We start from the raw sequence: 14938 nt of genomic DNA, 5'->3' as shown, positions 1-14938 counted from the left end.
CTCGGGTGCGCGTCACGACGGCTGCGCGCGAATCCCGCCCGGAACCGGTGCCGGCGTATTGACGGCATGCCGGGAACCGGATAAGANGAATCGCTTCCCGCGCTATTGAAGACTGACCCGCAACTGCTCTGCTGGTCTGTGCAACTGCTCCGGCGCGTGTCGTGGCGGCGAATGGTCATCTTGGATTGGTCATCTTGGATTTGTCTGTCTGTATTTACACTAGGTTGAAGTACCTGTACTGTCAACCCGGTCGTGCGGAGGGGAGGACGGGCATGAAGGTCGCTCTTACGGTCAGGGACTTTCTGGAGCGCGCCGAGTCGGTGTATCCGGAGGCGCTCGCGGTGATCGACGAGCCGGGCCAGACGGGTTCGCTGGGCCGGCTGTCGTACGCGGAGCTCGCGGCGCGTGCGCGTGGAGTGGGGGAGGGGCTGTCGCGTCTGGGCGTGCCGGTCGGCGGCCGGGTGGCGATCGTGTCCCCCAACTCGGGCCGCTTCCTCACCTCCTTCTTCGGGGTGTCCGGCAGCGGGCGCGTGCTCGTTCCGGTGAACTTCCGCCTCGGGGCCGAGGAGGTGTCCTATGTGCTCCAGCACTCGGGCGCCGAACTGCTGCTGGTGGACCCGGACTACGCCGAGGCACTCGCCGACGTGAAGATCCCCCAGCGGCTGGTGCTCGACGGCGTGTCCGACGCGGAGCTCTTCGCTCCCACGGACCCCGGCGGCGCCGCGGACGAGTGGGAACCGGACGAGGACGCCGTCGCCACGATCAACTACACCTCCGGCACCACCGCGCGGCCCAAGGGGGTTCGCCTCACCCACCGCAACTGCTGGCTGAACGCCGCCTCGTTCGGCTGGCACACCACCGTCACCGAGCATGACGTGCACCTGCACACGCTGCCGATGTTCCACGTCAACGGCTGGGGCATGCCCTACGCGGTGACCGGCATGGGCGGTACGCACGTCGTCATCCGCAGGATCGACGGGGAGGACATCCTCACCCGGGTCGAGCGCGACGGCGTCACCCTCATGTGCGGGGCCCCCGCGGTGGTCGCCTCCATCCTCGATGCCGCCGCCGCCCGGGCCGAGGCCGGCCGCGAGATCCCCGGCCGCGACCGGGTGCGGATGGTGGTCGCCGGTGCGCCCCCACCCAGTGCGGTGATCGCGCGGGTGGAGGAGCTGCTCGGCTGGGAGTTCATCCAGATCTACGGCCTGACCGAGGCGTCGCCGCTGCTCACGGTCAACCGGGCCCGGCGCGGGTGGGAGAAGCTGCCCGCCGCCGAGCGTGCCCGGCTGCTGTCGCAGGCCGGTGCCCCGGCGCTGGGCGTGCGGCTGCGCACCGATGAGTCCGGCGAGGTCCTCGCCAGGTCGAACCACGTCTTCGACGGCTACTGGGAACAGCCGGTGGAGACGGCCGCGGCGATCCGGGACGGCTGGTTCCACACCGGCGACGGTGGCACGTTCGACGGCTCGTCGCTCAGCATCACCGACCGCAAGAAGGACGTCATCATCACCGGCGGGGAGAACGTCTCCTCCATCGAGGTCGAGGAGTGCCTCTACCAGCACCCGGACGTCACCGAGGCCGCGGTCATCGGCGTCCCCGACCCCAGGTGGGGCGAGACGGTCAAGGCCCTCGTCGTGCTGCGCCCCGGGTCCGGGGCGACCCCCGCGGAGCTGATCGAGTTCTGCCGGTCCCGGATGGCGCACTACAAGTGCCCGACCAGCGTGGAGCTGAGGCCCGCCCTGGAACGCACCGCCACCGGCAAGCTGCAGAAGTTCAAGCTTCGCGCCCCGTACTGGGCCGGCCGTACCCGCGAGGTCAACTAGCATGGCCGGGCTCGCGGGTGTCCGGGTCGTCGACTTCGGGCACCAGATCGCCGGCCCGGTGGCCGCGCTGCTGCTCGCCGAGGCCGGGGCGGACGTCGTGCACGTCGACGCCCCGGACGCCGCGCGGGCCCCGGGCCCCATCGACCCGTACGTCAACCGGAGCAAGCGGCGCATCACCCTGGACCTGCGGCACGCCGCGGACCGGGCGACCGCGCACGACCTCGTCGCCCGGGCCGACGTCCTGGTCGAGAACTTCCGGCCCGGGGTGATGGACCGGCTCGGTCTCGGGCCGGGTGCCGTCCGCGCAGCCAACGAGCGCCTCGTCTACCTGTCGCTGCCCGGCTTCGCCGGCGACGACCCGAAGGCCCCGCTGGCCGCGTGGGAGGGCGTGATCCAGACCGCGGTCGCCGGCTACCGGCCGCTGAGCGAGCACTGGGATCCGTCCGGTCGTAAGAAGGCGACCGTGGCCGACCCGACGGCGCCGCTGTTCACGCCGATCACGACCGCCTCCAACTTCGGCGCGCTGATGGGCGCGGTGTCGGTGGTCATGGCCCTGATCGCGCGGGAGCGCACCGGCCGCGGGCAGCAGATCCAGATCCCGCTGGCGGAGGTGTTCACCGAGGCCTACAGCACGATGCTGGGCATGCGGGTGTACGAGAACCCGTTGATGGGTGACAGCCACCTGCTGAGCGACCTCACCTACCGGTGTTCTGACGGTGGTCTCATCGATCTGTCGCCCTACTCCAAGTTCGTCATCCCCCTGCTGGCCGCCGCCGGGGTCGCCGAGGAGTGGGAGCGCCAGGGCCTGGTCGACATCGCCGGCCGCGGCTTCTCGATGGAGCACCGCGACCGGGCGATGGAGATGTTCGCCGAGCTGGTGCGCAGCCGTCCCGCGGCCTGGTGGGACGAGGTGGCGGCCGCCGCGGAGATGCCGGTGTCGATGGTTCGGACCCCGGCGCAGTGGGTCGCGACCGACCACGCACGCGAGTCCGGGGCCGTCCTGACGCTGGACGACCCGGTCGCCGGCCCGCTGGTGATGCCCGGGCGAAGCTTCGACCTGGGCCTGGAGCCGCCGCCCCCGCGGCCGCGGCACCTGCCCGACTCCGACCGCGAGGACCTGCTCGCCGAGATGCTGACGGAGCTGCGCACCGAGCTGCGCGGCCTCGGTCCGGCCACCGGATCGCGCGGATCGCACGGGTCAGACGGATCCGGGGCCGCCGGATCCGGGGCCGCGCGTCCGGGTGGCCGGCGGTCGGTGGACCTGCCCCTGGAGGGGTACACGGCCCTCGACGTCAGCCAGGCGGTCGCCGGCCCGACCGCCGCGCGGGTGCTGGCCGACTTCGGCGCCGACGTCGTCAAGGTCGGCAACCCGGTGCCCGCCGTCACCGACGGCATCGTCGGTCAGCTGCACCGGGGCAAGCGCACCATCCTGATGGACGCCCGCAGCTCCGCCGGCGGTGGCCTGCTGGGTGACCTCATCCGCGACACCGACGCGCTGGTCACCAACTTCACGTGGAAGTCGCAGGCCCGGTACGGCATCGACTACGAGCGGACCAGCGGGATCAACCCGGGCCTGGTGCACTGCTCCATCACCGCCTACGGGCGGCGCGGGCCGTGGGCGCACCGGCGCGGCTACGAGAACCAGTGCAACGCGGCGACCGGCATGAGCTGGCGCTACGGCGCGCGCTTCGGCTGGACGCTCTACCAGCCGACCCCGATCAACGACGCCGACACCGGCATCCTCGGGGCCTACGCGGTGGCCGTCGCGCTCTACGCCCGGCTGCGCGGGGCGGGCGGCCAGGCGGTCGGTGCGTCCCTGGTGCAGGGCTCCACGTTCCACCAGGCGGTGCACCTGATCGCCGAGGCGCAGGACCCGACCGGTGCCGGCGCCGGCCCGGACACCCTGCGCAACGAGTACGGCGCCAACGCCCTCTACCGCTTCTACGCCGGCAGCGACACCTGGTTCTTCGTCGCCGCCACGCCGCCGGACCTGCCCGCCCTCGCCGGCCTGGTCGGCCTTGAGCGTTCGGAGGACCCCGACGGCTGGCGCGACCCGGGTGGTGCCCTCGCCGACCAGCTGGCCGCGCGGTTCGCCACCCGGCCGGCCGCGCACTGGGTCGAGGTGCTGACCGGGGCGGGCCTCGGCGCGCATGTCGTCGTCGCGATCGACGACGCGGTCGAGTACCTGCACGGCCGCGGCGTCGTCTACTTCGAGCGCGGCCCGCACGGGGCGGACATCGCCCGCCCCGGCATCGGGCGGTGGCTGTCGGAGACCCCGCCGGTCGTGGGCGCCAACCCCGGGGCGGTGGGCTCACAGGCCATCGAGATCCTGACCGGGCTCGGCCTCACCGAGCCCGAGATGAAACAGCTCGCGGAGGACAAGGTCCTCTGCCTGCCCGACGGGCTTCCCCAGCTGAACCGGCTGACCTGAGCTCCGCTGGCCGGGTGCCGGGTTCGGCCTCACCCCGCGCACCCGGCCAGCCGGCAGAGGTCGGCAGAGGTTGGCAGAGGTTGGACGGATCAGGCGCGGCGGCCCACCGCGCCGCAGTCGTGCAGCTCGTCGATGAGGTCGGCGCTGAGCCCGGCCTCGGTGAGCACGGCGCGGGTGTGCTCACCGACCGGCGGTGGCGGGTAGGTGGCGGCGGGCGGGCGCTCCTCGGCCGCCGCACCGTCGCGCAGCCGGATCGGGGAGCGCGGGACAGTCAGGTCACCGACCGTCTGCAGCAGTCCGCGGGCCGCCACATGCGGGTCGTCGGGCAGGTCCTGCCCGCGGTTCACCCGGACCACGCTGGCGCCGAGCGGGCCGAGCTCGGCCACCCAGTCCTCGGCCCGCCGGGCCCGCAGCGCCGCCGCGACCCGTTCGGTGGCAGCCTCGGCGTCGTCCCAGCGGTGCAGCGACCCGGCCAGGTCGTCCAGCCCGAGCGCCCCGCACAGCGCCGCCCAGGTGCGCGGCTCGGCGGCGGTCACAGCGACCCAGGTCCCGTCCGCGCATTCGTAGACGCGCCGGTCGGGACCGAGCGGGACCCCCCGGGGCCCGCGGTCGATGATCCCGTCGGCGGACGACAGCAGCCACGTCGCCGACTCGGAGAGGCTGATGTCGAGCTGGGTGCCCGTGCCCGTCCGGTCCCGCTCGCGCAGTGCGGCGAGGATGCCGACGCATGCCATCAGCGCGCCGACCGGGATCGGCAGGATCAGCTGCGGATGCCATGGCTGCTCCGGGTTCAGCGCGGTCAGCAGGCCGGAGTGCGCGGCGAACGACAGGTCGTGCCCGGACCACTGGGCGTACGGCCCGTCCTGCCCGAAACCGGTGATCGAGCACCAGATGAGCCGCGGCGTCCGGGCGGCGGCGTGGCCGTAGCCGAACCCACGCTCGTCCATCGCCCCGGGCCGCTCGTTCTCGACCAGGACGTCCGCATGCCCGGCCAGGGTCCGCAGGACGTCCAGGCCGCGCGGGTGCCGCAGGTCGAGCGCGAACGAGCGCTTGCCGCGGTTCAGCCCGATGGGCCCGTCGAACAACCGGCCCTTCGGCGACTCGATCCGGATCACGTCGGCGCCCAGATCGGCGAGCAGGACGGTGCAGAAACCGCCCGGCGGCAGCCGGGTGAGGTCCAGCACCGTGACGCCGCTCAGTGGCAGCTTCGGGGCCGGGGCCGGGGCCGGGGCCGGGGCCGGGTCCGGGGTCGGGGTCGGCTCGGGCATCGATCTCTCCTTCGACGGTCGATGGGCGCGGCGGCGCCGTCCGGTGCGGCTGGCCCGGCGGACCCGGTCCCCGGCGGACCGGGTTCTCAGCGGATTCTGGGCAGCACCTCGTGCTCGAAGAGCCGCAGGCTCGACCAGGCCAGGTCGATCGGCATCCCGCCGCAGAGCGGGTGGAAGTTGACGAACGGGGTCCGCGACGCCGTCAGGTCCGCCACCAGCTGGTCCGGAGTCAGCACACGGTACTGGCCGGTCTCACGCAGCGCGTCGATGTCGGGCACGGTGCGGTAGGGATTCGCCAGGCCGTCCCGCGCCTGCCAGGCGCCGTACGCGTTCGTCTGGTACAGGAAGTAGGGGCCCATCTGCTGCCAGCCCTTCTCCGCGTCCTCGGCCAGCGCCACCGTCCTGGTGGCCCCGATCGGGCTCGGGCCGGGGTCGGGGCGGCCGAGCCGCAGCACCTCGTCGCGGTAGAACTCCCAGACCGACGGGTCCGTGGGCAGGAAGCCGTCGGCGATCCGCGCGGCCCGGCGGGCGGCCGGCTCGCTGCTCCCACCGAGGCAGATCCACGGCCCGCCGGGCTGGTGCGGCCCGGGTGTGAGGTGGACGAGCCGGCCGCGGTACTCGAAGGGCAGGCCGGTGAACGCCGCCTTGAGTGTCGTGACCATCTCGGTGACCCGGCTCGGTCGCTCCCGCATCGGCACGCCGAAAAGCTCGAACTCCTCGCGGACGTAGCCGCCGGCGATGATGACGTCGACCCGCCCCCGGCTCAGGTTGTCGAGGACGATCAGGTCCTCGGCGAGCCGCAGCGGGTCGTGGAACGGCGCGACGATCGCCGCGATGCTGAAGCGGATGGTGCTCGTGCGCGCCGCCATCGCGGCGAGCATCGGGATCGGGCTCGGCAGGTAGCCGTCGTCGCAGCCGTGGTGCTCCGACAGCGTGATGGTGGAGCCGCCGAGCCGGTCGGCCCACTCGGCGATGTCCAGCGCCGCGGTGTAGCGGTCAGCTGTCGTGGTCCCCGCGAATGCCGGGTTGCGGAAATCGAAGCGCAGCGCGAAGCGCATGGCCAGTCCACCTTCCTGCGGCACCGGCCGGCGCGGTGCCCGGCGGAGTTGCTGCCCGGCGACACCGCGTGCGGCTGGTGGGACGCGTGCGGCTGGTGGGACGCGGGCGGCCGGTGCGCCGGCCGGTGTTCTGGTCAGATCCGGTGGGTACCGGTAGGCCCCATCCGCCCGGTACCCACCGAGCATGTCCCGGGCGGATCGTGCGTGCCCGGATGGGGTTCGGTGTCAGTCGGCGAGGAAGTTCACGAGGTTGTCGCGCATGATCTTGCGGATGGTCGCGTCGTCCAGGTGCTTGATCAGCGAGACGTACTGCATCGGGTCGGGGATGCCCTCGGAGTGCGGGAAGTCGGACCCGAAGACGAGGACGTCGGAGCCGACGGTTTCGATCGCCTTGGAGACGTTCTCCTCCGGGAACGGGGCGATGACGCACCGCTCCTTGAAGATCGACGACGGGCGGCCGGGGAGCGTGCCCCACTTCGGCTTGCGGCCCAGGAGCATCGCGTGGTCGAGCTTGCGCAGCAGGTACGGCAGCCAGACGGTGCCGAACTCGGCGATCAGGACCTTGATCTTGGGGAAGCGGCCGAAGAGGTTGTGGTAGAACATCGCCGTCACGGTGTCCATGATCGGGCGGTCGCCCCAGTAGGACACCCACTGGAAGCCGTTGAAGTGCTGGTAGCGGGCGTTCGGGTCCTCGCTCCACTCGGCGCCGTGCCGGGCGTAGGTGCCGCCGAGGTGAACGGCGACCCGGATGTTCGCGTCGTTCACGAGCTGCCAGAACGGGTCGAAGTAGGGGTCGAACGGCGAGCGCCCGTTGTAGGCCGGCCCGGGTAGCAGGTCGACGAGCCTGGCGCCGCGCTCGAGGCCCCGCTTCAGCTCGGCCACCGCGTAGTCGACGTCGTACAGCTGGACGGGAACCGGGACGAGGATCCGGTTCTCGTGGGCGAAGCCCCAGTCCTCGTACAGCCAGTCGTTGAACGCCCGGTTCACCGCGTAGCCGGCCTCGACGTCGCCGCGGCGGAAGGCGCTCTCCCAGCCGGTGCCGACGGCGTGGAGCACCGCGACCTCGACGTTCTGCATGTCCATCAGTGCCAGCCGCGGGTCCTTCTTCTCGAAGGCCGGGCGCATCGCGTTGTACCGCTCGACGAGCTGGGCGCGGCTCAGCTGGTCGAGGTCCTTCATCGGGTTCAGCTTGTTGAGCATCGCGCCGGGAATCGGGATACTTCCCTGCATCGCGGGGAGCTCCGAGATGTCGACGCCACCGTGGCCGCCCTCGGGCTGCGAGTGGACACCGAGCGTGCGCCGCTCGTGGTCGGCCTCGTCGTCTTCCTCGTGTTCTTCCTCGGTGAGCATCCGCGGCTCTCCGGGCAGCCAGGCCCGCTCGGTCATCTCAGCCGAGAGGTATCGCGTCACCGCGTCCGCCGGCGGGTACAGATGATGATCCGCATCGAAAATGCCGTAGGACAGGCTCTGCTCAAGATCGGCGACATAGATTCCGCGCGTCCCAAGCTGAGGGGTCTCAGTCAACTCGCCCTCCAGAGAGTTCATCATGGCCTTCAGATTTGAACCGAGTCTAACTCTGGTACAGGTTCGGGCGCTACCCCATCCGCGGTTCGCGGCCCCCTACGCTCCGGTCCGAAAACCGCGTACAATCCGCCCTCGCAGCCATCCGTCCCCCGTGGTATTCCGGCGTGGCCGAGGAGCGAGATCGTGGGTTGCGAAGATTTCTTATCCGGTTGGCTGACGGCCGCCCGGCACGGGCATGTGGGCGCTTCAGGCCGCGGCCTTGCCCGATAACGTGACGGCGGTCACCTGGCCACAGCGCGTGGACGCGCTGGCCGCGATTCACCCGGCTGCCGTCGCGCTTTCCACCACCGCCCGCGGCGGCGAGACACTGCGCTGGGAGGACCTTGCCGAAGCGAGTCGGCGCACCGCTGCCGGCCTTCTCGGGCTGGGTGTTCGTCCGGGCGATGTGGTGTGTGTCGAACTTCCCAGCCGCGCGGCACATGTGGTGTGCGCGCACGCGGCCTGGCGGGCCGGCGCGACGGTGCTCCCGCTCCGCCCGGACCTGCCGGAGCGGGAACGCGAGCGGATCCTCGCGGCCGCCCGGCCGGCCGTGGTCATCGTCGGCCGGCCACCCGTCGCCGCTGGTGAGGTCACTGTCGGCTTACTGGACGCCGAGGGCTACCTCTACATCGCGGACCGGCGCACCGGCATGATCGTGAGTGGCGGAGCCAACGTCCGCGACTACTGCAAGGAACACATCGCGGCCTACAAGGTCCCGCGGACCTTCGAGATCGTCGACGATCTCGGTCGTTCCGAGTCGGGAAAACTCAACCGGCGCTCCCTGGCCGAGGCCCGGGAGCCGGAGCCCCCGGCGGAGGGCGGGCGGGCAGCCGGGTCAGCTCGGGAGAGTGACATCGGGGTGCAGCCCCGCCGTGACGATGGCCGCCCGGCGGTACAGAGCCTGGTTGAGCCGCCCGAGCCGGCCGTGTGACCACTCCATGATGGAGTCGACCACCAGCGCCTCCAGGATCTGTGACATCTCCCCGGGCTCGATCTCCTCGGTCACCTCGCCCTTTTTCTGGGCCTTCGCGAACACCTTCTCGAAGGCCTCCGCGAAGGCCGGCCCCTGATAGGAGACGGGGGCCCGGTGCGGGCGCCGGAACTCGGCGAGCGCACGGCTGACCGCGGCCGGTGGCGTGCCCTTGATATTGCGCGCCAACGCGTTCAGCATCATGCGCAGGGAGTCGTCGAGACTGCGGTCGGAGCGGACACACCGATCCGCGGTGTCGTTGAGGAGGGTGGCCGTCTCGACACCCATCTCGAGCAGGATGTCTTCTTTGTGGGCAAAGTGGAAGTAGAACGTACCCTTTGTCACCCCGGCGGCCTGGCAGATTTCCTCGACGCGTGTGTCCTCGATACCGGTCTCGAAACCGCGTTCGGTCCACAAATGCAACGCGGAACGGACCAGGCGGCGCCGGGTCTCCCGGGAACGCTCCTGCAGGAGACCCGCGCGCCGCCGCGGCTCAGGCGAAATGCTCACCTTCCGGAGTATACCGATGGCGCAGGGGTCATCGACAGTGGGCGTGATACATCCGATGTCCCCGAGACTTCCGCCACATCCGATCGCATCACCCCTCCGTCCGTCACCCGCTGAACGCGGGTGAACATCGCGCCTTCCGTCTCAGCTATTGTCCAGCCACTGCCGGGCGCTGCGCTGTACCTCGTTGAACGGCTTGCCCCGGTCGAAGCTCGGCTCCCGGGGCAGGCCCAGCACACGTTCGCTGATCGCGTTGCGCTGCATCTCGTTGGTGCCGCCGGCGATCGACCAGACCCGGCTGTTCAGATAGTCCAGCGTGGCCCGGCGGCCGTCATCCTCCCGCCAGACAAGTGGGATCCCGCGCCCGATTTCCAGCGCAAGGCGCGCCCGTTCCGGGTTGTACACACCGGCGGAGAGCTTCCAGTAGGAGGCGATTCCACTCGCCGGCTTGTCGCTGGACCGCAACAGGCCGGTGATCCGCCGGCCGAGCTGCCCGCGGGCCCAGTCGGCGGTGTGGATCCGCGCCAGTGCCTGGCGCGCGACCGGGTCCTGCGCGCGGCCGGCGGACCGTGCGAGCTCGACCAGGAACGGGTCGATGTCGGCCGGGCCGACCTCGGGCAGGTTCACCGGGTCGTCCCGGCCGGCGCCGCGCTCGACGAGCAGCATGGTCTGCGCGACGGTCCAGCCCTGGTCGACCTCGCCGATCACGTCGTTGTCGGGGACGAAGACGTCGTCGAGGAACTCCTGGCAGAACTCCGCGCCCCCGGTGATCTCCCGGATCGGCTGGATCGTCACGCCGGGCGCCCGCAGCGGCACCGCGAACCAGGTCAGGCCGCGGTGCTTCGGCGCGTCCCAGTTGCTCCGGGCCAGGCACATGCCGAAGTCGCCCTCGGTGGCGCCGCTGGTCCAGATCTTCGAGCCGGTGATCAGCCAGCCGCCGTCGGTGCGCACCGCCCGGGTGGTGATGCCCGCCATGTCCGAGCCCGCGTTCGGCTCGGAGAACAGCTGGACGAACAGCTCGTCGGCGGCGAGGATCCGCGGGATGTGCCGGGCGAGGAACTCCGGCGAGCCGTGCCGGATGAGGGTCTGCCCGACCGGGCCGTAGGTCGTGCCCCCGGCGTGGCCCAGATCGGGCAGCCGGTAGGGGATCGCCTCCAGGGCGAAGACGCGTGCGTGCGCGTCGGTCAGGCCCTGACCGCCGTACTCGCTGGGCCAGTTGATCCCGGCGTAGCCAGCCTCGTAGATCTTCTTCTGCAGCGCCCGCTCGGCACGGAAGTCCTCCTCCGTGTGCGCGTCGCTGCCGCCACGCCCGCCGGTCTGGCCCGCCTCGCGGCGCTCGAGGTTCGCGGCGAGCCAGCTGCGCGCCGCCAGGCGGTACTCCTCCAGGTCCGGCTCGGCGGCCATGACCCCTCCTTCGTTCCCCATCGCGGTCAGACCCCGGCCAGCTGGCAGACCCGCTCGCGGTGCCAGGTCGGCGAGCCGTACAGCGAGGCGTCGGTTGTGAGGCGGCGCAGGTAGAAGTGGAAGTCGTGCTCCCAGGTGTACGCGATCCCGCCGAAGTGCTGCCAGCAGCTGTGCGCGACCTCCACCGCGGCGTCGCCGACGAACGCCTTCGCCAGGCTCGTGGCATGCGCCGCGCCGTGGACGTCCCCCTGGACGGCCCGCGCCGCGGAGGTGACCACGGCGTGGCTCATCTCCACCGCGAGGCTGCTGTCCGCCAGCTGGTGCTTGACCGCCTGGAACGAGCCGATGGGACGTCCGAAGGCGATGCGGTCCTTGCAGTACTGAAGGGCCAGGTCGAACAGGTACTGCATGGCCCCGGCGGTCTCCGCGGCGCTGAGCACCCCGGCGATCCGCAGCTGGGCCTCGACCGTGCCCGCGGCCGCGCCGGGCGTTCCCAGGACGGCGGATCCGTCCACCTCGACGTCGTCGAAATGGATCTCGCACAGCCGCCGGCTGAGGTCGAACCCGGACAGGACCTCGACGCGCACTCCGGGCGTCGCCACCGGCAGCAGGAACTGGGTGGGGCCCTCCGGCGCGGTGACCGTCACCAGCAGCCACTGTGCGGTCTGCGCCTCGACGACGAGACCCTTGCCGCCGGTCAGGCGGTACCCCCCGTCCACCGCCCGACACTCGACGCCGGCCGTGCCCGACCAGTCCCCGGCCGGGTCCGCGACGGCCCAGGCGACCGATGCCTCGCCCTCGATCAGACTCGGCAGGATCTTCGTGACCTGCTCCTCCGAACCGTCCCGGGACAGGGCCGCCACGGCGACGTTCGTGTCGATGAAGGCGCCCGGCTGCAGGTACCGGCCGCGCAGCTCGGCGAGGACGGCCGCGTCGAGGAGCCCGTCACCGGACACCGAGCCCCCGCCCAGCGACTCGGGAGCGAGGAACGCGAACCAGCCCAGCTCGGCGGCCTCGCGCCGGTACGAGGCATCGACCTCGCCGCCGGCGTCGATCAGCTCACGTAACGCCGGCAGCGGCAGGCGCGACTCGATGAACCGTTCCGTCGTCTCCTTGAGGAGGCGTTGGTCCGGACTGAGATCGGGATCCATTCCTGTTCCCTTCGGGGCTGTGTCGGCGCAGCCGTGCGCTGCTGCGCATTCCTCGGCTTCGCGGCCCGCGTGATGGTGCCACTGTCGCTGCCGCCGGAATGTGCGGGTTTTCTGGCAGACCGGGCATTCCGATGTGCCGCGCCGTCACATGTTGACCGAATAGCCGCCGTTCACCGGATAGGTCTGGCCGGTGATCCACGACGCCGCCGGGCTGGCGAGGAAGGTGATGAGGCCGGCCACGTCGTCGGGTTGCCCGAGTCGGGGAACGATGTAACGCTTCAGCTGCCGCCGCACGCGTTCGGCGATTTCCGGCGACTCGCGTGCCATGTCCTCGAGGCCGATGGTGTCGACCGTGCCCAGCGCGACGTTGTTGACGGTGATCCCGTCCCGGCCCACCTCGCGGGCGATCGCCCGGGTGAAGCCCGCCGCTCCCGCCTTCGCGGCGGCATACGGTGCCATGTGCGGCTCACCCACGCGGCCGGCGTCCGACACGATCGTGATGACGCGCCCGTCGCCGGTGGCGATCATGTGGGGGAGCGCTGCGCGGGTGCAGTTCATGACGCCGTAGAGGTTCACGGCGAAGTACCGGTCCCAGTCGGCCGGCTCGGTGTTCGTGAACTCCCCGAGGCTGACCGAGGGCCCGCGCCCGCCCGCCGGCGCGGCCTCCAGCGCCGGGGGGCCGGCGTTGCCCGCGTTGTTGACCAGGATGTCGACCTTCTCCGTGCCGATCGCCCTGGTCACCGCCGCGTAGTCGGAGACGTCGAAGGGGCTGGCCAGTGCGGACCCACCCAGCTCCTCGATCTCCTTGGCGACGAGGGTGGCCCGGTCGGGCACGTAGTCGTTGACGATGACCCGGGCCCCGGCCGCGGCCAGGCTCAGGCAGATCGCCCGCCCCACGCCCTGGCCGCCCCCGGTGACCACGGCCGATTTGCCGCCCAGATCGATGGTGAAAGTCACGTGTGGTGGCTCCCTTCCGCGGTGAGCGTGGAAACCGGCCTGGATGCCATGGTCCGAGACGCCATGGTCCGACACGACCTCGCTCGCACACCATAGTTAGACCGAGTCTAACTATGCAAGAGTCCGGAACGACTGGATCTCCATCTCCTGAACGGCCCGCGCCTCTGTGGCCACCGTCCATCACCGTCCCGCCACGCGCCGTCCGGCCGCAGCCCCGTCCCGCCGGCTCGCGCGCCACGGCCACCCCCGCTCCAGGGTTGTGTGACCTGCCTCCACCTGTTAAAAAGAGGACCCCGCTAAATTTGACTCAGTTTAAACTCTGGCCGCGGGCGGGCGGAATGGGACAAACCACCCTTCGCGGCCGGTCGCCGGACCGGGCCAGTCCGGAACACACACGCGCCCGCATGGGAAACAGCCCCATACGGGAAACACAGCCACGCGGAAACACCCCGTGCCGCCCTGCCCCGGGCCGGGCCACCCGCGAGACACATCCACCGCGCGACCCGACCACTTCACCGGGCCGGCCTACCGGCCTGTGCGCAGTGACCACATCCGGGAAGGGAAATCACGTGATAATCCGCAAGGCCCTCGCGGCCATGGCCGCGGCCGGACTCTTATCCGCCGCCCTCGTCGCCTGCGGCGACGACGGCGACGACGGCGGCACGACCAACGCGGCCGGGCTTACCGGCGCACCGATCACCGTGCAGGTGTTCACCTCCCTGAACAGCGTCACCCCGCACACCGAGTCCTACGAGGGCGCCCAGGCCGCCGCCGCGGCCGTCAACGCCTCCGGCGGCATCAACGGCCGCCCGCTCGAGGTCGAGGTCTGCGACGCCGGCGAGACCGACACCCCGGCCAAGGCCATCGCGTGCGCCCGTGATCTCGTCGCCGACCGCGACGTCATCGCCGAGGTCGGCGACTTCCAGGCCTTCCAGGAACAGACGAACACCATCCTGAACGAGGCCGGCGTCCCGAACATCGGCCCACCGCCGCAGAGCCAGTCCGTCCTGAACTCCCCGAACTCGTTCCCGCTGTCCGGCTCCGAGGGCGCCGCCATCGCCACCGTCCTCGCCGACGCGGGCGCCACCGACATCCAGGTCGCCTACACGAACGTCGCGCAGGCGGCCGCCGCCGTGCAGTTCAACACGGCCGCCCTGCAGAAGGGCCGCGGGCTGACCATCAAGGGCGGCATCCCGATCGACGTCACCGCCACCGACCTCACCCCCGCCGTCACCCGCGGCGCGGACGGCGACGCCGTCGCCCTCGCGATGATGCCCACCCACTTCGCCGCCTGGCTCACCACCACCCAGGCCGGCGACTACGACCAGAAACTCGCCGCGAGCAGTTCCGTTCTGCGCCCCGAGACCCTCGAGGCCCTCGGCGACAAAGCCGACGGCGTGCTCGTCGCCTCCGGCCTCCCGCTCGTCGCCAGCGACCAGGAAGGCATCGTCCGCTACCGCGACGAGATGGCCAGGTACCAGCCCGGCAAGAAGCTCGACCAGGTCGGCCTGCAGGGCTGGCTCGGCACCTGGGCCTTCGCGCAGGTCGCCCGCACCATCGACGGCGACATCACCCGCGAAAGCGTCCTCGCGGCCTTCGGCAACCTCACCGACTTCAACGTCTTCGGCCTGCTCCCCGAGGGCTTCAACACCACCAGGCCCTTCACCGACCTCCCCCGCATGCCCCGCCTCTTCAACAGCCAGATCATCGAGGGCATCGTCAAGGACGGCAAGGTCGAACAGACCAGCGACGGCTACATCCCCATCTTCACCAGGCCATGACCCACCAGGCCATGACCACCACACACGA

11 protein-coding genes are annotated in these 14938 nt (G+C 71.3%); 4 read left to right on the top strand and 7 right to left on the bottom strand.

The features are described 5' to 3' along the window. Positions 1-272 precede the first annotated feature (272 nt). Positions 273-1820 carry an AMP-binding protein gene (locus tag B207_RS0108315; RefSeq protein ID WP_018636065.1) on the top strand — a complete coding sequence of 516 codons (1548 nt, stop codon included), beginning with the start codon at positions 273-275 and terminating at the stop codon, positions 1818-1820. Position 1821: 1 nt separating this feature from the next. Next, on the top strand, positions 1822-4251 hold the full coding sequence (locus B207_RS0108310; protein WP_018636063.1) for a CoA transferase: 2430 nt from the start codon (positions 1822-1824) through the stop codon (positions 4249-4251). Positions 4252-4340: 89 nt separating this feature from the next. Here B207_RS0108310 and B207_RS0108305 read toward each other — a convergent pair whose 3' ends face one another. From B207_RS0108305 to B207_RS0108295, 3 genes are all read right to left on the bottom strand, one after another. After that, positions 4341-5519 carry a CaiB/BaiF CoA transferase family protein gene (locus B207_RS0108305; protein ID WP_018636062.1) on the bottom strand — a complete coding sequence of 393 codons (1179 nt, stop codon included), beginning with the start codon at positions 5517-5519 and terminating at the stop codon, positions 4341-4343. 86 nt (positions 5520-5605) lie between these two features. Beyond that, the gene (locus B207_RS0108300; RefSeq protein ID WP_018636061.1) at positions 5606-6577 is read right to left on the bottom strand and encodes an LLM class flavin-dependent oxidoreductase; all 972 of its coding nucleotides are present in this window, start codon (positions 6575-6577) and stop codon (positions 5606-5608) included. Positions 6578-6802: 225 nt separating this feature from the next. Continuing rightward, positions 6803-8101, bottom strand: a complete 1299-nt coding sequence (locus B207_RS0108295; RefSeq protein ID WP_230204915.1) for an amidohydrolase family protein — start codon at positions 8099-8101, stop codon at positions 6803-6805. A 259-nt stretch (positions 8102-8360) separates the two neighbouring features. Between B207_RS0108295 and B207_RS39590 the strand changes: the two genes are divergently transcribed. After that, on the top strand, positions 8361-9071 hold the full coding sequence (locus B207_RS39590) for an AMP-binding protein (protein ID WP_230204914.1): 711 nt from the start codon (positions 8361-8363) through the stop codon (positions 9069-9071). Here the strand turns inward: B207_RS39590 and B207_RS0108285 are convergent. From B207_RS0108285 to B207_RS0108270, 4 genes are all read right to left on the bottom strand, one after another. Further along, complete coding sequence (locus tag B207_RS0108285; RefSeq protein WP_026310827.1) at positions 8976-9620, bottom strand: TetR/AcrR family transcriptional regulator; 645 nt, start codon at positions 9618-9620, stop codon at positions 8976-8978. The genes B207_RS39590 and B207_RS0108285 overlap by 96 nt on opposite strands. Positions 9621-9761: 141 nt before the next feature. After that, the gene (locus tag B207_RS0108280) at positions 9762-11021 is read right to left on the bottom strand and encodes an acyl-CoA dehydrogenase family protein (protein ID WP_018636057.1); all 1260 of its coding nucleotides are present in this window, start codon (positions 11019-11021) and stop codon (positions 9762-9764) included. A 26-nt stretch (positions 11022-11047) separates the two neighbouring features. Further along, positions 11048-12172 carry an acyl-CoA dehydrogenase family protein gene (locus tag B207_RS0108275; RefSeq protein ID WP_018636056.1) on the bottom strand — a complete coding sequence of 375 codons (1125 nt, stop codon included), beginning with the start codon at positions 12170-12172 and terminating at the stop codon, positions 11048-11050. 144 nt (positions 12173-12316) lie between these two features. Continuing rightward, complete coding sequence (locus tag B207_RS0108270) at positions 12317-13129, bottom strand: SDR family NAD(P)-dependent oxidoreductase (RefSeq protein WP_018636055.1); 813 nt, start codon at positions 13127-13129, stop codon at positions 12317-12319. Between the two features lie 569 nt (positions 13130-13698). Here B207_RS0108270 and B207_RS0108265 point away from each other — a divergent pair. Continuing rightward, positions 13699-14910, top strand: a complete 1212-nt coding sequence (locus B207_RS0108265; RefSeq protein ID WP_154675213.1) for an ABC transporter substrate-binding protein — start codon at positions 13699-13701, stop codon at positions 14908-14910. The last annotated feature ends 28 nt before the right edge of the window (positions 14911-14938 follow it).

It is taken from the genome of Parafrankia elaeagni (assembly GCF_000374165.1).
GTDB lineage: Bacteria > Actinomycetota > Actinomycetes > Frankiales > Frankiaceae > Parafrankia > Parafrankia elaeagni.
The sequence above is the reverse complement of the archived record's forward strand: the minus strand, read 5'-3'. Positions and strand labels throughout refer to the sequence as shown.